This window comes from Serinicoccus sediminis (genome assembly GCF_004153545.1).
GTDB lineage: Bacteria > Actinomycetota > Actinomycetes > Actinomycetales > Dermatophilaceae > Ornithinicoccus > Ornithinicoccus sediminis_A.
The window spans coordinates 35,569-57,107 of sequence record NZ_SDVA01000007.1; the positions used below are offsets into that span (position 1 = coordinate 35,569).

The following is a 21,539-nucleotide window of genomic DNA, read 5'->3' on the forward strand; positions in this document are numbered from 1 at the left end:
CGCGGGAGAGTTCCCTCACGGCGCCGGGGTGGTCCCGGGAACGGTCAGGGAGATCAGGCATGATGACGCGGTGACCGAGGACCAGAGCATCGTCGCCGGGGTGCGCGACACGCCGCTGTCCGTGGACGAGGCGCTGCGCGCGGTGCGCGACCCCAGGGCGGGTGCCGTGACGATCTTCGTCGGCACGGTCCGCGACCACGACGGCGGACGCGCCGGGGTGACGCGCCTCGACTACTCGGCGCACCCGGAGGCGACGGATCGGCTGACGGCGTTGGCCGCCTCCGTGGCCGCGCAGGAGCAGGTGCACGGGGTGTATGCCGTGCACCGGGTCGGTCAGCTGGAGGTCGGCGACCTGGCCGTCGTCTGCGCCGTGTCGGCCGAGCACCGGGCCGAGGCCTTCGCCGCGGGGCGCCTGCTCATCGAGGAGCTGAAGAGCGGCATACCCATCTGGAAGCGGCAGCAGTTCGACGGCCACGAGCACGAGTGGGTGGGGCTGTGAGTGCGGACCAGACCGGGGCGGAGCACCGGGCCGGCCGGCCGCCGCACACGCGCGTCGGGGTCACCGCGGGTGCGCTGCTGGTGGTCACCGCCGCCGGGGTGCTCACCGGGTCCGTGCTCAACCTCGTCACCGTCGAGCGGGTGATCTACGTGCCCGGGCCGGTCTACGACACCCTCGGGCAGATCGACGGCACCGACATCGTCAGCGTGGACGAGGGTCTCACCAGCTACGACGACACCGACGGCCACCTGTACTTCACCACCATCCGGCTCCAGGGTGGTCCCGGTGACACGGTCTCCGCCTGGGAGGCGTTGCGGGCGACGATCGACCCCGCCACCACCGTGGTCCCGCGCGAGGACGTCTTCCCCGAGGACGTGACCGCGGAGCAGGTGCGCGAGCAGAACACCGAGCTCATGCAGCACTCCCAGGACGACGCCGCCGTGGTGGCGCTGCGGGCGCAGGGCGTGCAGATCGACGAGAACGTGGTCGTGGCGCAGGTCATCGCCGACGCCCCGGCCGACGGGGTGCTCGAGGTCGAGGACGAGATCGTCCGCGTGGCGGGCCAGGACGTCAGCGACACCACGGCCGTCCGCGACCAGATCCAGGGCGTCGAGCCCGGCGAGGAGGTCCCGGTCACGGTGCGTCGCGGGGGAGAGGAGCTCGAGCTGGACGTGCCCACCCGGCTCGACGAGGAGAGCGGCCGGACGATCGTCGGGGTCTACCTCGCCCCGGTCTACGACAACCCCTACGAGGTCACCATCGACGCCGGCAACGTCGGTGGGCCGAGCGCCGGGCTGATGTTCTCGCTCGCCGTCTACGACGAGATCACCCCCGGACCGCTCACCGGTGGCCGGTCGGTCGCCGGCACCGGGACGATCACCGGGGACGGCACGGTCGGCGGCATCGGTGGTATCACGCAGAAGATGTATGCCGCCCGCGGGGCCGGCGCCGAGGTCTTCCTCGCCCCCCGCGACAACTGCGCGGAGGTGGTCGAGGGAGACCCGCGCGGCCTGACGGTGGTCCCGGTCGGGACCTTCGACGAGGCCCTCGACGTGATGGACGAGCTGGACTCCTCGCCCGACGCCTCACCCGAGGAGCTGTCCTTCCCCACCTGCGATCAGGTGCTGGAGGACGGCGCCGAGCAGACCGGCTGACCTACTCCGCCTCGTCGGCGAGGGTGGAGGCCAGGGCGTGGGTCAGCCCCGGCGCGATGTCCGGCCCGACGGCGACGGCGTCGTCCTCGTCGAAGTCGCGCTGACGCAGCAGGCAGGTGCGCGAGCCGTCGCGCAGACAGGCGGCCAGCAGGCGGACGTCCTTGCGCTCGGGGTGGGCCATGAGCGCGTCGGTCGCCTCCTGCGGCTGCCGGGGGAGCTCCCGCTCGGCCTCCGGCGGCACCACGATCCGCTCGACCGACAGGGCCACGCCCTCCACGTCCGGGGGCCAGGCCATGCGGCCCAGCAGCGACTCCAGGTCGGCCGTGGGGGGCAGTCGCTCCTGCTCGACCGCGGTGAAGCCGTCGTCCTCGGGGTCGGCGAGCTGGCCGGCGAGCGAGGGCTCGCGCTCGCGCAGCAGCGCGGTCCGGACGAGGGCGAACAGGCGGGGCGGTTGGTCCCAGCCCGACCGTGCGACGTGCCTCTCGGTGTCGACGGCGGCCCGCAGGAGGGCGCTGGGGCGGCTCGGGTCGGTGTCGGCGGTGCGGTCAGGGGTGCTCACCCCGCCATCGTCGCATCCGGGTCGCCGTGGGGACGCGGGGCTGCGGCGGTTACGCTGGAGGGGTGAGTGAGCGCGAGCCAGACAACGGCCCGGATCCCGACGAGGACGGTCGCGGACCCGCCGCCGGGGCCGGCGGCGGCCCGGCCGGCGAGGGGTGGGCCCGGGGGCGCTCAGAAAGCCCCGCGGCGGGTCGCGGGGGACGCGACGACGGCCGGGGACGGGCGTCCGGGGGTGGAGGCGGCGGAGGCCGCGGCCGGTTGGGCCGCCCCTCGGGTCGCGGCGGGCTCCCGCGGGGGCGGGTCCTGCCGACCGTGCTCATCGTGCTCGCCGTGCTCAGTCTCCTCGGGTGGGGCGCCACGCTGTGGACCGACCTGCTGTGGTTCCAGCAGCTCGGCTTCCGGCAGGTGCTGGTCACCCGGCTGCTGACCCAGGTCGGGCTCTTCGTCCTGGCGGCGCTCGTCACCGGGCTCGTCGTGTGGTCCGGGCTCTGGCTGGGCTGGCGGCACCGGCCGATCTACGCTCCGTCGACCCCCGAGCAGGCGGCCCTCGACCGCTACCGCAGCGCCCTGGACCCGGTCCGACGTCTGGTGTTCATCGCCGTGCCCGCCGTCCTGGGGCTCTTCGCCGGCACCGCCGCCGCCGCCCAGTGGCAGACGGTGCTGCTCTTCATCCACCGCCAGCCCTTCGGCGAGACGGACCCCGAGTTCGGGATGGACGTCGGGTTCTTCGTCTTCAGCCTGCCGTTCTGGCAGATGGTCATCTCGTTCAGCACCCTGGTGCTGGGGCTCAGCCTCATCGGCGCCCTCCTGACCCACTACATCTACGGCGGCATCCAGCTCCAGGGGGCCAACCGCGGCCAGCGCACGACGACCGCGGCGCGCATCCACCTCGCCGTGCTCCTGGGACTGATCCTCGTCGTCCGGGCCGCCGCCTACTGGGTCGAGCGGTTCTCGCTCTCGATGACCCAGCACGCCCGCATCACCGGCATGACCTACACCGACGTCAACGCGCTGCTCCCCACCCGGAGCATCCTGGCGGTGGCCGCGCTCCTCTGCGCGGCCTTCTTCATCGCCACCATCTGGACGAGGGCGTGGCGGCTGCCCATCATCGGGCTGGCCGGTCTCCTGGTGATCGCGCTGGTGCTGGGCGGGGCATACCCCTCGCTGGTGCAGCAGTTCCGGGTCAACCCCTCGGAGGCGCAGCTCGAGGCGCCCTACATCCAGCGCGCGATCGACTCGACCCTCAGCGCCTACGACCTGGAGGACATCGAGCGGACCGACTACAACGCCGTGACCGAGGCCGAGCCCGGTCAGCTGCGCAGCGACGCGGACACGATCCCCGGCATCCGCATCGTGGACCCCTCGATCGTGTCGCCGACGTTCCGGCAGCTGCAGGGTGTCCGCAACTACTACCAGTTCCCCGAGGCCCTCGACGTCGACCGCTACGAGGTCGACGGCGAGCTCGTCGACACCGTGATCGCTGTCCGTGAGCTGAACCTCGAGGGGATCTCCGCGGACCAGCGCAACTGGGTCAACGACCGCACCGTCTACACCCACGGGTTCGGCGTCGTGGCCAGCTACGGCAACCGTCGCTCCACCGAGGGCGAGCCGATCCTCTTCGAGCGCAACATCCCGCCCGTCGGAGGGCTGGGCGAGTACGAGCCGCGCATCTACTTCGGCGAGTCCTCGCCCGACTACTCGATCGTCGGGGCACCCGAGGACCAGCCCCCGCGTGAGCTGGACTACCCGGTGAGCGGTCAGGACACCGGCGAGGTGCGCAACACCTACAGCGGCGGGGGCGGGGTCGCGATGGGCAGCTTCGCACGCCGCGCGGCCTACGCCATCAAGTACCGCCAGATCGAGATCATGCTCTCGGACTCGGTCAATAGCGAGTCCCGCATGCTCGACCACCGCGAGCCGCGCGAGCGGGTGGAGCGGGTCGCGCCCTGGCTGCGGCTGGACGGCAACCCCTACCCGGCGGTGGTCGACGGCCGGGTGAAGTGGATCGTCGACGCCTACACCGTCAGCGACCGCTACCCCTACAGCCAGATGGAGGAGCTGGGCGAGGTGACTCTCGACTCGCTGCAGACGGCCAACAACGTCAGCTCCATCGGCGGTGGCCAGGTCAATTACATCCGCAACTCGGTCAAGGCCACGGTCGACGCCTACGACGGGTCGGTCGACCTGTATGCCTGGGACGAGGAGGACCCGCTGCTGCGGGCCTGGTCCTCGGCCTTCGACAACTCCGTGCAGCCGCTGTCCGAGATCGACGGCGAGCTGATGGCGCACCTTCGCTACCCGGAGGACCTCTTCAAGGTGCAGCGCTCGGTGCTCTCCCGCTACCACGTGGACGACGCCGGGTCCTTCTTCACCGGGCAGGACTTCTGGGCGGTCTCCGAGGACCCCACCGTCTCGGGCGAGAACCAGCCGGACATGCCGCCGCACTACCTGTCGGTGACGATGCCGGGTCAGGAGGAGCCGACCTTCAGCCTCACCACGACCTACATCCCGCGGGGCAACGAGCGGCAGAACCTCACCGGGTACGTCGCCGTGGACGCCGACGCCGGCACGACCTCCGGCGAACCCCGCGACGGCTACGGCCAGATGCGCATGCTGGTGCTGCCCCGCGACACGACGGTGCGCGGGCCAGGGCAGTTCCAGAACGACATCAACTCCTCCGACGCCAACTCCGACGCCTTCGGGCAGACGCTGTCCCAGTTCCTCAACCTCAACCGGAGCACCGAGTCCTCGGAGGTGCTCATGGGCAACCTGCTGACCCTCCCGGTGGGTGGCGGGCTGCTCTACGTCGAACCCGTCTACGTGCAGGCCCAGGGCGGCAACGCCTTCCCGCTGCAGCGCATCGTCGTCGTGGCCTTCGGCAACGACCTGGCCTGGTCGGACACCCTCGACGGGGCCCTGGACGAGCTCTTCGGCGGCGACTCCGGAGCCACAGCCGGCGACGCCGGGGACGCCGGCCCCACCGGTGGGGATGACGCGTCAGGCGACACCGGTGGCGGCGAGGGCGGTGACGGAGCGGGCGAGGTGGACCAGGACGCCCTGGCGCAGGCGCTGGACGACATCCAGGCCGCCTACGACGACGGCCAGGCCGCCCTCGCGGAGAGCGACTGGGAGGCCTACGGCCAGGCCCAGGAGCGGCTGCGGGAGGCCATCGACCGTGCGGTCGACGCCGACCCCTCGGGTGGCTCGACGAGCGTCGACGGCGGCGAGGAGGACACGACCGACGACGGCGCGGCCCAGACGCAGGAGCCCTGAGCGAAGGCGCAGGGCGTCCCACGACCGGGATTTGGTGAGCACCTCGGCATCACGTAGAGTGGTGCTCACCACGACGCGGGGTGGAGCAGTTCGGTAGCTCGCCGGGCTCATAACCCGGAGGTCGCAGGTTCAAATCCTGCCCCCGCTACGCATCGCGTCGGACGCGCACGAAGGCCCGGACCACACGGTCCGGGCCTTCGTCGTGCCGGTGCCCCCTGACGACGAGACGGTCGGGAGACCGCGTGCGCGGGGGAGGGTCACGCGACGCATACAGTGTCGGTCCTATGCCCCTGGACCTGCCCGTCGCGCGACGCACCCTGGAGAACGGTCTGCAGGTCGTCGTCAGCGAGGACCACGCCGTGCCCAGCGTCAGCATGGACCTGTGGGTCGACGTGGGGTCGAGGCACGAGGCGCCGGGGCGCACCGGCCTGGCCCACCTCTTCGAGCACCTGATGTTCCAGGGCAGCGAGCTGGTGGCCGAGGGGGAGCACATGGCCGCGCTGATGGCGCACGGCGGCCGGGCGAACGCGACGACCAGCTACGACCGGACGTCCTACGTCGCGTCGGTGCCCCGCAACGCCCTCGAGCTGGCCCTGTGGCTGGAGGCCGACCGGCAGGGGCACCTGCTGCCGGCGCTCACCCAGGCCAACCTGGACATCCAGCGCGACGTCGTGGTGGAGGAGAAGCGGCAGCGGTACGACAGCGTGCCCTACGGCACCGCCCTGGCGCTGCTCGGTGGGCTCGTCTTCCCGTCGGACCACCCCTACCACCACCCGACCATCGGCTCGATGCAGGACCTGCACGCCGCGACCCTCGAGGACGCCCACGCGTTCTACACCGCGCACTACGGACCCGGCACCAGCGTGCTCACGCTCGTGGGCGACGTCGACGTCGAGGAGGGCCTCGACCTCGTCGAGCGCTACTTCGGCCACCTCGCCGACGCCACCCGACCCCGACCCACGGCGACCCCTGCCTTGCCACCGCTGACCGCCCCGGTCCGCGAGGTGGTGGTGGGCGGGGCCGAGATCCCGTCCGAGCGGCTCTACCTCGCCGCCCGCCTCCCCGCCGTCACGGAGCCGGACTTCGTGGCCTGCGCCCTGGCGATGGACGCCCTCGCCGGCCTGACGATCTCCCGCGTGCACGAGCGTCTGGTCCTCGGGACCGAGGTCGTCAGCGGCGCGTCCGCCTCGGCGCTGGGGCTGCGCGACGGCACCTCCCTGGGCCTGCTCGTCCTCGACGTCACCGAGGGCGTGGACCCCCGCGCGGTCGAGCAGCAGCTCGCGACGATCCTCGGGGAGTTCGCCGACCACGGGCCCCGGGAGGTGGAGCTCGAGGCCTCCCGGGCCGACACCGAGCGGTCCTGGCTGGAGGCCCTGGCCGGCTACGACGAGCGGGCGGCGCTCCTCAGCCGGGCCACCCTCCTCCTCGAGGACCCCGGGCAGGTCGCACGCTACGTCGACGACGTCCTCGCGGTGACCCCGGAGCAGGTGGGTGCGGCTGCCGCCCGCTACCTGGTGCCGGACGCCCTGGCCACCCTGGTCTACCGGTGGGAGGAAGAACGATGACCGGTACGCCGCGTGTCCGCAGGCGTCCCGAGGTGGGCGACCCTGCGCCGTGGCGCTTCCCCGAGCCGGCCCGTGCTGAGCTGCCGAACGGGTTGCAGCTGCTCCTCGTCGACCTCCCCGGGCAGCACGTGCTCTCGCTGCGCGTCGCCCTCCGCGCCCCCCTCGCCCAGGAGGAGCCGGGGCGGGAGGGGTCCACCCTGATGATGGCGCGCTGCCTCGACGAGGGGACGCGTTCGCGGACCGCCACCGAGCTCGCGGAGCTCGCCGAACGCCACGGCATCGCCCTGGGCGCCGGGGCCGGCGAGCGACGGGTGCACCTGGGGCTCGAGGTGACCGGACGCCATCTTGGGACGGCCCTGGACCTGCTCGTGGAGTGCCTCGCCGAGCCGACCTTCCCCGAGGCCGAGGTCACCCGGCAGGTGCGTCACCGGTTGACTGACATCGCCCACGAGCTGGCGGACCCGACCGGTCGCGCGCAGCGGGAGTTCCGGGAGGCCTACTTCGCCGCGGGTGAGCGGGCCCGGGTGCCCGTCGGCGGCTCCACGGCCTCGGTGGCGACCCTGACCCCGCAGATGCTCCGCGAGCGGCACGAGGCGCTGACGCCGCACGGCGGGGTGGTGGTGCTGGCGGGCGACCTCTCGGGGATCGAGGACCCGGTGGGGCTGATCTCCGCGACGGTGGGTGCCTGGCGCCCGGCCGGCGCCCCGGTGGACGACGGCCCGCGACAGTCGCTGCGCGCCGACGACGCCGCGCGGGTGCTGCTGGTGCCCCGGGAGGGGGCGGGGCAGACCGAGCTGCTGCTCGGCCGCCGCGGACCGGACCGGCGCACCCCGCACGGCTGGGGCACCTACCAGGCCCTGGCCCTGCTCCTCGGGGGCGCTCCGCACTCGCGTCTGGACCGGGTGCTCCGGGAGGAACGGGGCTGGACCTACGGCATGCGGCTGGGCTTCCGGCCGCGACAGGTCGGGGGTCAGTGCGTCGTCGCCGGCGCGGTGCGGGCCGATGCGACCCTGCCCGCGCTGCAGGAGACGCTGCGCATCCTCGACACCCCGGGCTCGGAGCTCGGCGAGCGTGAGGTGCGCGAGGCCGCCGACTTCGTCGCGATGACGGCCCCGGCGCGGTACCTCACGGCGGACAGCGTCGCGGACGAGCTGGTCTCCCTGCTCGCCGACGGGCTGGGTCCCGACACCGTGACGAGCACCCTGCGGCAGCTGCGCGAGCTGACCCGGGAGCAGGCCGCCCGGGCGTGGGAGGAGGTCCGGACCGGACCGGGGTGGACCGTCGTCGTCGTCGGCGACCCGGAGGCGATCGCCCCGGTCATGGACGCCGGTCTCGGGCCGGTGCAGGTGGCCGGGGCTTCCCCGCTCAGCCCTCGGCCTGGTTCGCCACCCCCAGGGTCATGAGCACCTCCTCGTGGACCCGCCCGTTGGTGGTCACCACCGGGCCGGCGTCGGCGGCGGTGACCAGCGGGGACGCGGCCGGGGCGCCGGTGAGGTCGGTGACGGTCCCGCCCGCCTCGCGCACGAGGGGCGCCAGCGTGGCCAGCTGGTAGCCGTCGCCCCACGCGGCCAGGGCGAGGTCGGCCGCCCCCTCGGCGACCAGCGCGTGGCTCCAGAACTCGCCGTAGGCGCGGGTGCGCCACACCCGGTCGGTCAGGGCGGCGAAGCCCGCGCCATGGCCCCCGTGCAGCCACCCCGCCACGTCGTCGGTCGACAGCGACGCGTGCTCGAGCACCCCGGTGCCCGACACCGTGATGCGGCGGGCACGGGCCAGGGTCCGACCGGTCCAGGCCCCGGAGCCGACGCCCGCCCACCAGCGCCGGGCCAGGTGCGGTGCGGCGACGAGGCCCAGGACCGGCTCGTCCTCGACGACGAGGCTGATGAGCGTCGCCCACACCGGGACGCCCCGCACGTAGTTGGCGGTGCCGTCGATCGGGTCGACCACCCACCTCCGGGCGCCGTGCCCGGTCGGGTCCATGGTGCGCCCCTCGACGCGGTCCCGGGGACGGGTCCGGTGCAGCTGGTGGCGCAGCAGCTCCTCGAGCCGACGGGCGGCCGGCGCGCTCAGGCCACCGTCCGGGTCGACCTCGACCTCCGCCTGGAGAGAGCCGAAGAGCTCGAGGGAGGTGCGCTCGATCGCGTCCGCGAGGACGTGGGCGAGTCTCAGGTCGTCGTCGTAGCCGGGCACCCGTTCACCGTAACCGCTGGTCAGGGTTCAGCCGTGCTCCTCACCGGTGCGGCTGCGCAGCAACCGGCGCAGCGACTCCAGCCGTGCCGGCCCGGCGGACCCGGCGTGCCCCGCCGCCACCCAGGCGTCGAGGGCGCAGTCCGGTTCGTCGTGGCTGCAGCCGCGTGGACACCCCGCGGTGCCGGCGGCGAGGTCCTCGAAGTGCTCCACGAAGGTGGCCGGGTCGACGTGCCCCAGACCGAACGAGCGCACGCCAGGGGTGTCCACCACCCACCCGCCGTCCGCGAGCTCCAGCGCGACGGCGGACGTCGAGGTATGCCGCCCCCGCCCGGTGACCGCGTTGACCTCCCCGGTCGCCCGGGCCGCGTCCGGTACCAGCGCGTTGACCAGGGTGGACTTGCCGACCCCGGAGTGCCCCACGAGCACGCTGGTGCGGCCCCGCAGGGCCTCGCGCACCTGCCCGAGCGCCACCGGGTCGACGGTCAGACGTGCCTCATCGAGGACGCTTCCCGTCACGACCGCGGGCACGTCGAGCGCCGTGTAGTGCCGCAGGAACGCGTCGGGGGAGGCGAGGTCGGCCTTGGTCAGCACGAGCAACGGGTCCAGCCCTGCGTCGTAGGCCGCCACCAGACAGCGGTCGACCATGCGGGCCCGCGGCCTGGGGTCGGCCAGCGCGGTGACGACGACGAGCTGGTCGGCGTTGGCCACGATGACGCGCTCCACCGTGTCGGAGTCGTCGGCGCTGCGGCGCAGGACGGTGCGCCGGTCCTCGACCCGCACGATGCGGGCGAGGGTGTCCGGTCGCCCGGACGTGTCGCCCACCATCCCCACCCGGTCCCCGACCACGATGCGGCTGCGGCCGAGCTCCCGGGCGCGCATGGCGATGACGGTCCGGTCCGCCACCCGGGTGGTGTAGCGCCCCCGGTCGACCGTGGTCACCACCCCCACGACGGCGTCCTCGTGGGCCGGCCGGTCCTTGGTGCGTGGGCGGGATCCCTTGCGCGAGGGGCGGACGCGGACGTCGGACTCGTCCAGGTGGTCGTAGCGTCCGCTCATGCCGGGCTCACCCGGCCCGGCTCTGCGGGCGCACGGAGCCTACGGCCTGCTCCCACGCCCGGTCGAAGCCGGGGAAGGTCTTGCCGGCGGTGGCGACGTCCTCGACCTCGACCTGGGGGACGACCGCACCCACGACGGCACCGAACATCGCCATCCGGTGGTCGTGGTAGGTCCGGACCCGGCACCCGGTGAGTGGCCCCGGCTCGATGGCCAGGCCGTCGGGCAGCTCGCGGGCCCGCGCCCCCAGGCGGGTCAGCTCGGCCACGAGCGCGGCGAGGCGGTCGGTCTCGTGCCCCCTCAGGTGCCCGATCCCGCGCAGCGTGCTGGGGGAGCCCGCGAGCGCGCAGAGGGCGGCCACGACCGGCGTCAGCTCACCCACCTCGGAGAGGTCGAAGTCGACCCCCGCCAGGCGTCCGCCCGCTGCACCGGTCGCCAGCAGCCCCTCGGCGGTGAGCTCGGTGGCCGCCCCCATCGCGGCGAGCACGTCGCGCATCCGCTCTCCGGGCTGGGTCGTGGCAGCGGGCCAGTCCGCCACGAGGACCCTCCCACCGGTCGCGGCGGCCAGGGCCAGGAAGGGTGCGGCAGAGGAGAGGTCGGGCTCGACGACGACGTCCAGGGCCCGGACGGGGCACGCGGGGACGAGCCAGCTGGCGGCGCCGGGCTGCTCGACCGGGACCCCCGCGGCGCGGAGCGTGGCCACGGTCATCTGGAGGTGCGGCAGGCTGGGCAGGGTGGGTCCGGTGTGCTGCACCCGGAGGCCGTGCGGGTAGGCGGCGGCCGACAGGAGCAGCGCGGAGACGAACTGGGAGCTGGCCGACGCGTCGACGAGCACGGTGGGCGGCCCTCCGGCGGGAGCCTGGGGCAGGGGGCCCTCGACCGTGAAGGGCAGGGTGCCGCGGCCCTCGTCCAGGACGCTCGCCCCGATATCCCGGAGGGCCTGCAGGACCGGGCCCACGGGCCGGGCCCGGGCGCTGGGGTGGCCGTCGAAGCGCACCGGGCCGTCGGCCAGCACGGCGACCGGGGGCACGAAACGCATGACGGTCCCGGCCTGCCCGCAGTCGATGTCCACGTCGCCGCGCGGTCCGCCCCACGGCGGGCGGACCACCCAGGCGGCCGGGTCGTCGTCGTCCACCCCCGCCCCGAGGGCGCGCAACGCGTCGACCATCCGCCGGCTGTCGTCGGAGTGCAACGGGTGCCGCAGCGTGCTGGGGCCGTCGGCCAGCAGCGCCAGCACCAGCCACCGGTTCGTGAGGGACTTGCTGCCGGGCACGCGGACCCGGGCGTCGAGGGCGCCCTGGACGTGGGGGGCGGCCCAGGTCGGCACTGTGCTCATCGCGGTCGCCTCCTCGTCTCGGTCTCGGTCCCGGCCCAACCTAGCGCCTCCCGGCGGTCCGGACGGCCCGCGGTGCTACCGTTCCCGCATCGACCGGTCGGTGCCGGCCCGGCTGCCCCTGGTCGCAGCGGAGTGGCGCGGCCCGTCCCCGACCGGCCGCCACGACCGTTGCAGACGCTGGCCGACGAGGCCGGAGGACCCCCCGACATGACCCGCCCCCCGGTCTCGCCCCGATGGCCCGTCCTGGGTGCGGCGGGTGTGCTGGTCGCCATCGTCCTCTTCGTCGTCACCGTGGTCGTCGCCCTGAGTACCACCGGGACGACCTTCGTGTGGACGGTGAACATGTTCAGCGACCTGGGGGACGGTGCGTGCCGTCCTCGGGGTGGACGGTGGATCTGCTCACCGGGGTCGGCCGCGTTCAACGTCGGCCTGGCGCTGACCGGGGTGCTGCTCGCGGGCGCCGCGCTGGCGCTGATCCCGCGCTGGGGCCGACTGCTCGCGGGCAGCGTCGTGGTCATGGGGCTGGGCCTCGTGGTCGCCGCCGTCTTCCCCGCCGGTGACACCGGTGCCATCCACCTGGCCGGGGTCGTCATGGCTTTCGTGGTCCCGGCAGCCGGTCTCCTGCTCTCGGCGGTACGCCCGGAGACACGGTGGCTCGAGAGCGGTCGAGCGGTCCGCGGCACGCTGGCCGTGGTGGCGCTCGTGTTCTGCGCGGAGAACCAGGTGCCGCCCGCCCTGGTCCAGGAGGGCACCGGGCAGATCATCATCGTGGGCAGCCTGGTGCTGACCCTGGTGGTCGAGTCCGTGCGCGTGCTGGCCGTCCGGTCCCCCTGAGCCCGGGGGAGGGCGGTCATCCGCCCAGGCGGCGGAACCGTGGCCACAGCGTCGCCCAGTCGGCGACCGGGTCCGCGCAGTGCAGGACGGGCACGTGCTCGAGCCGGGGATGCACCACCGGGCCGGTGTCGAGCTCCGTCGCCGCCCCGCAGCGGCCGAAGTCCCCCCGTCGGGCGACGGCGTGCTCGCCGACCAGCAGGACCTCGTCCCCCTCGGGCGGCCCCAGGTCCCAGAGCGCGTTGTGGCCCGAGTGCACCGCGGCCCGGTCGGCCGAGCTCCCGTAGCGGTGCACGGCGCCGGCGAGGGCGTAGGTGTCGGTGACGACGGCCTCGCCGGGTCGGCGCAGGTCGCTGATCTGCTGGGCGTAGCCGGGCCAGCCGACCTGGTCGCGGATGGTCGGGTTGAGCCGGGACACGGCGGACACCCACGTCTCGGTGGGCGGCAGGACCGGCAGGCAGAGCAGGCACGCCACCACGCCGTTCGCCGCGACGACCGTCCGGCTCCTCGTGCGGCTCCACCGGTCCGCCACCGCCGGGGTGGCCCACCCCACCGCGAGGGCCGGGAGCAGCACGCCCACCGGGTAGTACGGCTGCGAGGGGTTGGCGAAGGTCCACAGGAGGACGAGCGCGAAGGTCGGCAGCAGGAAGCGGGCGGGGTGGTCGGGGCGTCTCCAGGGCGTGAGGAACCCGCTCAGCCAGACGCGCAGCAGCGGTGGCCCCGCGAACAGCGCCAGCGCCGGCAGCAGCACGAGCCGCACGAGGTCGCCCTGCTCGTCCACGAGGCCGCCGGAGACCTCGGCCATCGGCAGCCCGTGGACGAGCTGCAGGAGCACCTGGGGCGCGCCGAGGAGGACGAAGACCGACGAGCCCAGCAGGGCGTCCCGGGTCCGCAGCAGCGGACGCCGGGTCAGCAGCAGGCCGACGAGCAGGGACGCCGCGAGGACGACGACCAGCAGCTTGTTCCAGCAGGCCAGACCCGCGACCGTGCCGGCCCACAGGAGAGCGTGCGGGTGACCCAGGCAGGCCCGGAGGACGAGGAGGACCACCACCTGCCAGGCCAGCAGGTCCAGCGTCGCGGTGGTGAACAGGTGGCCCATGATGAGCGGGTAGACGGTGAACGCGTGCGCCCACCCGGCCAGCCGCTGCACCGACGGCGGGGCACCGAGGGCCCGCGGGAACAGGGTCGCCACGAAGGCGCCGGCGACGGCCGCCGCGACCCCCGGCAGGCGCTGCACCCACAGGTGGTCGCTCACCCGGCCCAGCAGCCAGGTGAACCACACCGTCAGCGGCGGCTGGTCGACGTACCACCACCGGGGAGGCAGCATGCCGAAGTAGAGCTCGTCCCAGTGCGGCCCGTAGCGTGGGGCGACGAGGAGCAGCACCAGCGCGACGAGGACCATCGGGGGCGCGGCGACCCGCAGCGGGCCGGGGTCGGAGGCCGCGGGGAGGGCGGGCCTCACCTGCTCTCCGCGTGGGCCAGCCACTCCTCGACCTGCCGGACGGCGACCCCGCACCCGTCCTGGCCGCGTACCCGCGCCGTCAGCTCGCGGGCCCGCCGGCGGACCGGTGCGTCCAGGGCGGCCTCGACCGCCCGCGCCAGCGCCCCGGTCGTCGCCAGGGCCCGGGGGACCGGTCGGGGTGCCACCCCCAGCAGGTGCAGACGGCTGCCCCAGTAGAACTGGTCGGCGAAGTGCGGGACGACGACCGACGGGGCACCCGCCCGGACCGCCGCCCCGGTCGTCCCCGCCCCGCCGTGGTGCACGACCGCGCGCACCCGGCGGAACAGCTCGTCGTGCGGCTCGTCCGTGACGGCCAGCAGGCGCGGCAGGTCCTCTGCCGGGGCACCCGGCACCTGCACGACCGCCCGCACGCCGACCCGGGCGCACACCGCGTCCACCCGGCGCAGCAGGGCGCCGGGGTCGCGCTGGTGCATCGACCCGAAGCCGACGTAGATCCAGTCGCCGCCGTCGTCCAGCGCCTGAGCCACCCGCGGGGTCAACGGACGGTCGGGCCCGCTCCCCGTCCACCACCCGGTCACCGTGCCGTCCGCCGGCTCGTCGGCGACGAGCTCGGGGCTGTAGGCGTAGAGCGAGCCGAGCGTGGACGTCGTCAGGCTCACCGGGTGTCGCGCGACGAGGTGCAGCCGGCCGCGCCGCCACCCCCCGTCGACACCGCCCAGGTAGGGCTCCACCCTGCGCAGGGCGCGTCGGGCGAGGACCCGGGCCGGTGCCGGCAACCACCACGAGTACGGCAGCAGCGGCATGGGCCCCCGCAGGTCTGCGTGCTCCGGCCACATGTGGGCCCGCACCACCGGCACGGACCGGTCCAGGGCCTCGTGGACCGCGGCGATGGCGAAGGTGGACGCCACCAGGACGTCCGCCCGGTCCAGGGCCTCGAGCGAGGGCTGGCGGGCGGAGTCGATGAAGTCGGCGAACAGCTGCCGGGTGCGGCTGAGCTGCCGCGGGCTCCCACGACGCACGGCTCGGGCGGCCGGCCCGGCGAGCAGCTCCTCGGGGTCGCTCGACACGTCCGCCACCCTCAGCCCGGGGTGCCCGGCGCCGACCAGCGTCGCGTGCGTGACCAGGGTGACCTCGTGACCGGCGTCGGCGAAGCGCCCCGCGAGGTGGGTGAAGGGCAGCACGTCACCCCGGCTGCCGATGGCAGCCACCACGACCTTCACCGCGGGCTCACCCGCCGAGCACCTCTCCGGTGACGGGGTCGACGACCCCCACGAGCGCCTCGGTCGGCACCGGCTCGACCAGGCCCGGGCCGTTGGCGGCCGCGCTGCCGACGGCCCGGTCCACGGGCCAGGCCTGGAACCGGCCGGGGACGTGCGCCGCGTCGACCATCGACCGGACGTCGTGCGCGTCCGTCAGGCCGGGGTCCAGCCAGTCGCCCCACTGGTCGGGCTCAAGGGCCAGCGGCTGCCGGTCGTGGATCCGGTCCAGACCCGGCTCGGCGGCGGTCGTGACGACGGCGTAGGTCACGAGCCAGGCGTCGTCGGCGTCGGGCGCGGCCTGCGGGTTGCGCCAGAACTCGTAGACCCCGGCCAGCGCCAACGGCAGGTCGTCGGCCCGGGTGACGTAGAAGGGCTGCTTGCGGGGCCGGCCGCGGGCATCCGTCGCCACCGGGCTCGTCTGCCACTCGTACCACCCGCTGATGGGCACCAGGGCCCGACGGGCGAGCGCGGCCCGGGCGAAGGCCGGCTTGTCCAGCAGGGTCTCCTGACGGGCGTTGATCATCCGCGCGCCGACCGACGGGTCCTTGGCCCACGACGGCACCAGCCCCCAGGTGAGCAGGCGCAGCTGACGCACCGCCGGCTGGTCCTCGGCGCCGGTGCCCCCCGACGTCCCCCGTGGTGCCCGGGTCAGCACCACGGGCGCCTGCTTGCTCGGGGCGACGTTGTGGTCGGGCTGGCCCGCTGGGGGCGTCTGGGGGTTCTTGAGCAGGCTCATGGACGGCTGGTCGGTGGCGTCGAGGTCGACGTCGTAGGCCTCGACGAGCTCGTCGGGATGGGCGCTCGCGGCATACCGTCCGCACATCAGGTCCGCACCCTCACTGGCGGTAGGTGGACAGGAAGTTGCCCATCCGTTCCAGGGCGGCCCCCAGGTCGGTCGCCCAGGGGAGGGTGACGACCCGTAGATGGTCGGGGGTGGGCCAGTTGAAGCCGGTGCCGTGCACGACGAGGATCTTCTCCTGCTCCAGCAGGTCCAGGCACAGCTGGACGTCGTCGTGGATCTCGTGCACCTCCGGGTCCAGCCGAGGGAAGACGTAGAGCGCGCCCCGCGGCTCGACGCAGCTCACCCCCTCCATGGCGTTGAGCATGCCGGTCGCGAGGTCGCGCTGCTCGGCGAGCCGCCCCCCGGGGGCGATCAGCTCCTCGATGCTCTGGTGTCCGGACACCGCCACCTGGATGGCGTGCTGCGCCGGCACGTTGGGGCAGAGCCGGGTGGAGGCCAGCAGCTCGATGCCCTCCAGGAAGCCCTTGGCGTGGCCGGTGGGGCCGGTGATGGCGAGCCACCCGGCGCGGTACCCGGCCACCCGGTAGGTCTTCGACAGCCCGTTGAAGGTGAGGCACAGCAGGTCAGGGGCCAGCGAGGCCAGGGAGACGTGCCGGGCGCCGTCGTAGACGATGCGGTCGTAGATCTCGTCGGCGAGCAGCAGCAGGGAGTGCTCGCGGGCGAGCTCGACGATCTGCTCGAGCACCTCCCGGGAGTAGACCGCCCCGGTCGGGTTGTTGGGGTTGATCACCACCAGGGCCTTGGTGCGGGGGGTGATCTTGGCGCGGATGTCCTCGACCTGCGGGTTCCACCCGTCCGTCTCGTCGCACAGGTAGTGCCGGGGTATGCCGCCCGCCAGGCTGGTGGCGGCGGTCCACAGCGGGTAGTCGGGCGCCGGGACCAGGACCTCGTCGCCCGGGTCCAGGAGGGCGTTGAGCGCCATCATGATGAGTTCGGAGACGCCGTTGCCCAGGTAGACGTGGTCCACGTCGAGCGGCGGGAAGCCGGGCTCCTCCTGGTAGCGGGAGACCACGGCACGTCGGGCGGGCAGGATGCCCCTCGACTCCGAGTAGCCCTGCGCCGAGGGCAGCGCCGCGATCATGTCCTGCAGGATGATGTCGGGGGCCTCGAAGCCGAACGGGGCCGGGTTGCCGATGTTGAGCTTGAGGATGCGGTGCCCCTCGGCCTCCAGGGCCGCCGCACGGGCCGCCACCGGGCCGCGGATCTCGTAGAGGACGTTCTGCAGCTTCGCCGGCTGGGTCAGCGGGCGGAGCCGGTGGGGGCGGGTGCTCGGGTTCACCTGCCCATCGTCCCATCCGGCCCTCCTCCGACCCGGAGCCGGGAATGCGCGCGCCGGATCTCCACGTTGACCACCCCGATCGGACGACACGCGGAGGAGACGAGAGTGCTGAGGACCACGACCGCTCCCGGTGAGCTGGCTGGTGGCTTCGCCCTGGCCAGCCCGCACGGGCTAGGCTGGACGGTGATGACTACTGACCAGCCGGCCGTCGAGGAGATCGACGCCCAGGCAGCGGCGGACGCGGCCGTCGACGTCGCGACCGAGACCCCGCAGGAGCGTTCAGCGCGGTTCGAGCGCGAGGCCATGCCCCTGCTCGACCAGATGTACAGCGCCGCGCTGCGGACGACCCGGAACCCTACGGACGCCGAGGACCTGGTGCAGGAGACGTACGCGAAGGCGTTCGCGGCCTTCCACCAGTACCGTCCGGGGACCAACCTGCGGGCGTGGATGTACCGCATCCTCACCAACTCCTACATCAACAGCTACCGCAAGAAGCAGCGCCAGCCGCTGCAGTCGGACGCCGCGGAGGTCGAGGACTACCAGCTGGCCCGGGCCGCCTCGCACTCCTCCACCGGTCTGCGCTCGGCCGAGGCGGAGGCGCTGGACCACCTGCCCGACAGCGACGTCACCCGGGCTCTCGCGAGCATCGGTGAGGACTTCCGCATGGCGGTCTACCTGGCTGACGTGGAGGGCTTCTCCTACAAGGAGATCGCCGACATCATGGACACCCCGATCGGGACCGTGATGTCGCGGCTGCACCGCGGGCGCAAGCAGCTGCGCGAGCTGCTGACGGACTACGCCGCCGAGCGCGGCATCGTCCGCGCGGGGGAGGGGTCGTGATGGCCCAGGACCCTCGCCAGCCGGACGACGCCGTGGACTGCGCCGGTGTGCTGCTCAGGTTGTTCGAGTTCGTGGACAACGAGACCGAGCCGGTCGACCGCGCCCGGATCCAGGCCCACCTCGACGAGTGCGGCTCGTGCCTGGCGGAGTACGACCGCGACCTGCTGCTCAAGGCGCTGGTCCGCCGAGCCTGTGCCCGGCAGAGCGCCCCCGCCCAGCTGCGCAGCCAGATCCTCACCCGGATCACCAGCACCCAGGTGACCGTGGTCCGGCGTACCGAGTCCTAACCGGTCGACCCGGACAGACACCGAGGGCCGCCCCGTCGTGACGGGGCGGCCCTCGGTGCGTGCTGGCTCAGGCGTTGGGCTTGCGGCCGTGGTTGGCCGCCTTCTTCTTGCGGTCACGACGCTTGCGGGCGCGCTTGCTCATCTTCGTCCTCCCGACGACGGGGTCAAAGGACCAGTGTCCCACACGTGTGCGCGGCGTCGATCCTTGTGACCCCCGTCACGGGTATGGTAAAGGTTTGTCCAAGATTCTGCATCCTCGGTCATCTCGACCTCTCGTCTCTGGTGCAGATGTGGCACATTAGTGACAAGCCGGAGGTCTCACCGGCGCTCGCTCCCTACCGCCGGGGGCGTCTCTACGGAAGGACATCATCATGTTGCAGCTCATCGCCGACCTCTTCACCGCGGGGGCGTTCGACGCCATCTTCCGCGTCATCGACGTCGTCCAGTGGAACGGCTGAGTCGACGCACTGACTCACCGAGGGGCGCGGATCGATCCGATCCGCGCCCCTCGTCCATGCCTGTCGTCCTGCTGGCGGGCAGTCTCGTCCTGATCGCCGCGGTGCTCGCGGCCGCGGGTGGGTGGCTCAGGGGGTACGACGACGGTGCCGGGGTGGGGGTGACCCTCCTGCTCATGGGCCTGGTCACCCTGGGGGTGCAGATCCACGAGCGGGGGATGAGCCACTGGAGCGTCTCGGTGTCCACGGTGGTGCTGGCCGCGGCCATCCCCATCGCCGGCCCCATCGGCACGACCGTGGCGGCGGGGCTGCCCTACCTCAGCGACTTCCGCAGCCGCAACTGGCGCACGCGCGTCTTCAACTGCGGCATGACCGGGACCATGGGTGCGACCGGGTCCCTGGTCTACCTGGCGACCGGCGGGGTCCTGGTGGACCACGCGCCCTCCAGCGCCGGGGGCCTGCTCCTGCGGGTGGGCCTCCCGCTCCTCGTCGCCTACGTCGTGATGATCGCGGTCAACGTCCTGTGCATCGGCCTCATCTCGCACGTGTCCCGTGGCACCCGGGTCGTCCCCGTGGCGCAGTCCGTGCTGCGCAGCCTGGGCTGGGGCTATCTGTCGCACGCGGTCATCGGCTTCCTCTTCGTCGTCCTCTGGGGGCCGGTCGGGCTCGGTGCGGGCTCGGCGATCTTCGTCCTCGGTCCGCTCCTCATCGCGCACTGGGCCATCGGCCGGGACGCCCTCGCCCGACGTGAGCACCAGGAGACCGTCACCACCTTCGTCGCCGCGCTGGAGGAGGCGGACCCGGCCTCCGTCGGCCACAGCGCCAGGGTCGCGGACCTCGCCGAGGCCCTGGCGGGCGAGCTGGGGCTCGGGGCGACCGAGACCGAGGACCTGCGCTACGCGGCGCTGCTGCACGACATCGGCCTCATGGTGGTCCGCCCGGACCTGCCCACCGACCCGCAGGACGAGATCGGCTACCTCAGCGCCATCAGCGCCCACCCCCTGGCCGGCGTGAACGTCCTGGAGGGGCTGGACTTCCTCGAGGACTCGCTGCCGGCCATCGCGCACCACCACGAGCGGTGGGACGGCCGCGGCTACCCCTCCGGGCTGCGCGGCGAGGACATCCCGCCGGCGGCCCGCGTCGTCGCCGTGGCCGACGCCTTCGACGCACTGGTGGCGGGGTCCGCCACCGGCACCCTGAGCGCGTCCGAGGCGCTCCACGAGCTGCGCCGCCGCGCCGGCACCCACCTCGACCCGCGGGTCGTCGAGGCGCTGGGTGAGGTGCTCGGGCGCCCGGGCAGCGCGTTGCTCGCCCGGGCCAGACCGGCCACGGGCAACCCCGCTCGGCTGCTCCCGGACCACGACCACCCGAGCGTCAGCGACGCCTTCGCCGACTGGCAGCCGGAGTCGGAGGACGTGCTGACACCGGGGACGGGGGAGACGCCGTGGCCCTGAGCTGGGAGACGGCCCTGGTGGGGCTCGTCGTGATGGTCCTCAGCGAGGTCTGGCGCCAGTCCTCCTCGGGGCCGGCGCGGGACGCGCCGCTGGCGCAGGCGACCGCCGTGGCCCTCGCGATGGCGACGGCCTGGCCCTTCCCGCGCGGGCACCCGGACCACCTGGTCGGGATGCTGGGCCCGCTGGTCGTGGCCGCGGCCGCGGTACTCCTCGTGGCGGCCTGGCGCAGGCGCATCCCGTCCGCCCGTCGGGAGCTGATGCGCCTCGGGACCTCCGTCGTCGTGGCGGGTCTGCTGGTGCGCATCCCCGGGCCCGGGGGTGAGACCCTCCTGCGGAGCGTGTGGCACGAGCGCGAGACGACCGTGGTCATCGCCGTCCTCCTGCTGCTCGTCGCTGTGCTGGCCGCCGCGGCCCCCCTGGTGTGGAGGGGGGTGCGTGCGTCGGTGCGCAGCCGCACGATGGCGTGGGCCACCCTGAGCGGCGAGTTCGAGCGGCAGGGGCCGGTCTCCCTGGCCGGTGCCTCGACGGCCGTCGTCATGGCGCTGGCGCTGAGGGAACTCGGTCCCCTCAGCCTCGTGCTGTTCCTCGTGCCCCTGCTGGTGCTGCAGCCCGCCGTGACCCGCCAACGGGACATCCGCCGGGCCCAGCGGCAGACGATCTTCGCGCTGGCCCGCCTCCCGGAGGAGGCCGGGCTGGCCATGTCGGGCCATGCCGCCCGGGTGGCCGAGCTGGCGGTGCCCATCGCCCGCGACCTGGGGGTCGAGGCCGCCGACCTGCGCGACGTGGAGGCGGCCGCGCTGCTGCACGACATCGGCCAGGTCGGGCTCTCGCGCCCCGTCCCGGGCGGTGCGACGGTCGAGCTCTCGGCCCGCGACCAACGTGAGATCGCCTCGACCGGGTCGTCCATCCTCGGCCGCACCGCGGAGCTGTCGCGGCTGGCCTCGGTCGTCGCGGACGTCGGGCTCGCGCACCACCGGGCCGACGAGCGCGGGGACGTGGCCCTCGCCTCCCGGATCGTGCGGGTCGCCTCGGCCTACGACGACCTCACCGGGCGGGGGACCCGGCCGGGCGGCGGCAGCGCACCGCTGGAGGCGTTGGAACGACTGCTGCGCAGCACCCCGCACGAGTACGACCCGGAGGTCGTGCGGGTCCTGGTCCACCAGCTGGAGCGGCGCGGGTCGCTGTCGGCCGCCCAGGCGGAGTGGCTCAGCCGCTGACCGGCACGACGAGGGCCGCCCCGCGCGG

The 21,539-nt window shown here is 73.9% G+C and carries 19 protein-coding genes and 1 tRNA gene; 11 read left to right on the plus strand and 9 right to left on the minus strand.

Annotated features, from left to right (window positions below):
- Positions 1-70 precede the first annotated feature (70 nt).
- Together EUS26_RS08120 and EUS26_RS08125 are read left to right on the plus strand one after the other, a co-directional pair.
- On the plus strand, positions 71-499 hold the full coding sequence (locus tag EUS26_RS08120; RefSeq protein WP_238148865.1) for a molybdenum cofactor biosynthesis protein MoaE: 429 nt from the start codon (positions 71-73) through the stop codon (positions 497-499).
- Positions 496-1,653, plus strand: a complete 1,158-nt coding sequence (locus EUS26_RS08125) for a YlbL family protein (protein ID WP_130012981.1) — start codon at positions 496-498, stop codon at positions 1,651-1,653. Before EUS26_RS08120 ends, EUS26_RS08125 begins: the two co-directional genes overlap by 4 nt.
- 1 nt (position 1,654) lies before the next feature.
- Here the strand turns inward: EUS26_RS08125 and EUS26_RS08130 are convergent, their stop codons facing one another.
- The gene (locus tag EUS26_RS08130; RefSeq protein WP_130012983.1) at positions 1,655-2,212 is read right to left on the minus strand and encodes a PPA1309 family protein; all 558 of its coding nucleotides are present in this window, start codon (positions 2,210-2,212) and stop codon (positions 1,655-1,657) included.
- 311 nt (positions 2,213-2,523) lie between these two features.
- Here EUS26_RS08130 and EUS26_RS08135 point away from each other — a divergent pair, with 311 nt between their 5' ends.
- The 4 genes from EUS26_RS08135 to EUS26_RS08150 all read left to right on the plus strand — a co-directional run bounded on the left by EUS26_RS08135 (position 2,524) and on the right by EUS26_RS08150 (position 8,452).
- Positions 2,524-5,484 carry a UPF0182 family membrane protein gene (locus EUS26_RS08135; protein WP_130013232.1) on the plus strand — a complete coding sequence of 987 codons (2,961 nt, stop codon included), beginning with the start codon at positions 2,524-2,526 and terminating at the stop codon, positions 5,482-5,484.
- 74 nt (positions 5,485-5,558) lie between these two features.
- Positions 5,559-5,632 (plus strand) — tRNA-Met (locus tag EUS26_RS08140).
- Between the two features lie 136 nt (positions 5,633-5,768).
- Positions 5,769-7,049 (plus strand): M16 family metallopeptidase, encoded by a 1,281-nt coding sequence (locus EUS26_RS08145; RefSeq protein WP_130012985.1) that lies wholly within the window; start codon positions 5,769-5,771, stop codon positions 7,047-7,049.
- Entirely contained in the window at positions 7,046-8,452 is a 1,407-nt protein-coding gene (locus tag EUS26_RS08150) for a M16 family metallopeptidase (protein WP_130012987.1), read from the plus strand. Before EUS26_RS08145 ends, EUS26_RS08150 begins: the two co-directional genes overlap by 4 nt.
- Here EUS26_RS08150 and EUS26_RS08155 read toward each other — a convergent pair.
- Genes EUS26_RS08155 through aroA form a run of 3 tightly spaced genes read right to left on the minus strand, consistent with a single transcriptional unit; the run spans position 8,415 to position 11,625 of the window.
- Positions 8,415-9,236: an inositol monophosphatase family protein gene (locus EUS26_RS08155; RefSeq protein ID WP_130012989.1), complete on the minus strand. Its 822-nt coding sequence runs from the start codon at positions 9,234-9,236 to the stop codon at positions 8,415-8,417. The two genes, EUS26_RS08150 and EUS26_RS08155, sit on opposite strands and share 38 nt — an antisense overlap.
- Before the next feature lie 27 nt (positions 9,237-9,263).
- Positions 9,264-10,292 (minus strand): ribosome small subunit-dependent GTPase A, encoded by a 1,029-nt coding sequence (gene rsgA / locus EUS26_RS08160; protein WP_130012991.1) that lies wholly within the window; start codon positions 10,290-10,292, stop codon positions 9,264-9,266.
- Positions 10,293-10,299: 7 nt separating this feature from the next.
- Positions 10,300-11,625: a 3-phosphoshikimate 1-carboxyvinyltransferase gene (aroA, locus tag EUS26_RS08165; RefSeq protein WP_130012993.1), complete on the minus strand. Its 1,326-nt coding sequence runs from the start codon at positions 11,623-11,625 to the stop codon at positions 10,300-10,302.
- A gap of 207 nt (positions 11,626-11,832) precedes the next feature.
- Here aroA and EUS26_RS08170 point away from each other — a divergent pair, with 207 nt between their 5' ends.
- Complete coding sequence (locus tag EUS26_RS08170) at positions 11,833-12,459, plus strand: DUF998 domain-containing protein (RefSeq protein WP_130012995.1); 627 nt, start codon at positions 11,833-11,835, stop codon at positions 12,457-12,459.
- Between the two features lie 16 nt (positions 12,460-12,475).
- Here EUS26_RS08170 and EUS26_RS08175 read toward each other — a convergent pair whose 3' ends face one another.
- The 4 genes from EUS26_RS08175 to EUS26_RS08190 are packed head-to-tail and all read right to left on the minus strand — an operon-like array spanning position 12,476 to position 17,258.
- A complete protein-coding gene (locus tag EUS26_RS08175; protein WP_130012997.1) occupies positions 12,476-13,918 on the minus strand; it encodes a glycosyltransferase family 39 protein in 1,443 nt (480 codons plus the stop codon).
- On the minus strand, positions 13,915-15,126 hold the full coding sequence (locus EUS26_RS08180; RefSeq protein ID WP_165368553.1) for a glycosyltransferase: 1,212 nt from the start codon (positions 15,124-15,126) through the stop codon (positions 13,915-13,917). The genes EUS26_RS08175 and EUS26_RS08180 overlap by 4 nt, the downstream gene beginning before the upstream one ends.
- A 19-nt stretch (positions 15,127-15,145) precedes the next feature.
- Positions 15,146-16,000 carry an SOS response-associated peptidase gene (locus EUS26_RS08185; RefSeq protein WP_130013001.1) on the minus strand — a complete coding sequence of 285 codons (855 nt, stop codon included), beginning with the start codon at positions 15,998-16,000 and terminating at the stop codon, positions 15,146-15,148.
- Positions 16,001-16,013: 13 nt separating this feature from the next.
- Positions 16,014-17,258 (minus strand): pyridoxal phosphate-dependent aminotransferase, encoded by a 1,245-nt coding sequence (locus EUS26_RS08190; protein ID WP_130013003.1) that lies wholly within the window; start codon positions 17,256-17,258, stop codon positions 16,014-16,016.
- A 186-nt stretch (positions 17,259-17,444) separates the two neighbouring features.
- Between EUS26_RS08190 and EUS26_RS08195 the strand changes: the two genes are divergently transcribed.
- Complete coding sequence (locus EUS26_RS08195) at positions 17,445-18,098, plus strand: sigma-70 family RNA polymerase sigma factor (protein ID WP_130013234.1); 654 nt, start codon at positions 17,445-17,447, stop codon at positions 18,096-18,098.
- Positions 18,098-18,385 carry a mycothiol system anti-sigma-R factor gene (gene rsrA, locus EUS26_RS08200; RefSeq protein ID WP_130013005.1) on the plus strand — a complete coding sequence of 96 codons (288 nt, stop codon included), beginning with the start codon at positions 18,098-18,100 and terminating at the stop codon, positions 18,383-18,385. Before EUS26_RS08195 ends, rsrA begins: the two co-directional genes overlap by 1 nt.
- 67 nt (positions 18,386-18,452) lie before the next feature.
- Here rsrA and EUS26_RS17670 read toward each other — a convergent pair whose 3' ends face one another.
- Positions 18,453-18,527, minus strand: coding sequence for a 50S ribosomal protein bL37 (locus tag EUS26_RS17670; RefSeq protein ID WP_373288732.1), 75 nt, complete (start codon positions 18,525-18,527; stop codon positions 18,453-18,455).
- Positions 18,528-18,899: 372 nt separating this feature from the next.
- Here EUS26_RS17670 and EUS26_RS08205 point away from each other — a divergent pair, with 372 nt between their 5' ends.
- Positions 18,900-20,294, plus strand: coding sequence for an HD-GYP domain-containing protein (locus EUS26_RS08205; protein WP_130013007.1), 1,395 nt, complete (start codon positions 18,900-18,902; stop codon positions 20,292-20,294).
- Entirely contained in the window at positions 20,285-21,511 is a 1,227-nt protein-coding gene (locus EUS26_RS08210) for an HD-GYP domain-containing protein (protein ID WP_130013009.1), read from the plus strand. The genes EUS26_RS08205 and EUS26_RS08210 overlap by 10 nt, the downstream gene beginning before the upstream one ends.
- Positions 21,512-21,539: the final 28 nt, after the last annotated feature.

Coding starts and splice junctions, on each gene's coding strand:
- EUS26_RS08145 (WP_130012985.1), top strand. CDS start 5,769: ATGCCCCTGGACCTGCCCGTCGCGCGACGCACCCTGGAGAACGGTCTG.
- EUS26_RS08195 (WP_130013234.1), top strand. CDS start 17,445: ATGACTACTGACCAGCCGGCCGTCGAGGAGATCGACGCCCAGGCAGCG.
- EUS26_RS08170 (WP_130012995.1), top strand. CDS start 11,833: ATGACCCGCCCCCCGGTCTCGCCCCGATGGCCCGTCCTGGGTGCGGCG.
- EUS26_RS08185 (WP_130013001.1), bottom strand. CDS start 16,000: ATGTGCGGACGGTATGCCGCGAGCGCCCATCCCGACGAGCTCGTCGAG.
- EUS26_RS08205 (WP_130013007.1), top strand. CDS start 18,900: ATGCCTGTCGTCCTGCTGGCGGGCAGTCTCGTCCTGATCGCCGCGGTG.
- rsgA (WP_130012991.1), bottom strand. CDS start 10,292: ATGAGCGGACGCTACGACCACCTGGACGAGTCCGACGTCCGCGTCCGC.
- EUS26_RS08150 (WP_130012987.1), top strand. CDS start 7,046: ATGACCGGTACGCCGCGTGTCCGCAGGCGTCCCGAGGTGGGCGACCCT.
- aroA (WP_130012993.1), bottom strand. CDS start 11,625: ATGAGCACAGTGCCGACCTGGGCCGCCCCCCACGTCCAGGGCGCCCTC.
- rsrA (WP_130013005.1), top strand. CDS start 18,098: ATGGCCCAGGACCCTCGCCAGCCGGACGACGCCGTGGACTGCGCCGGT.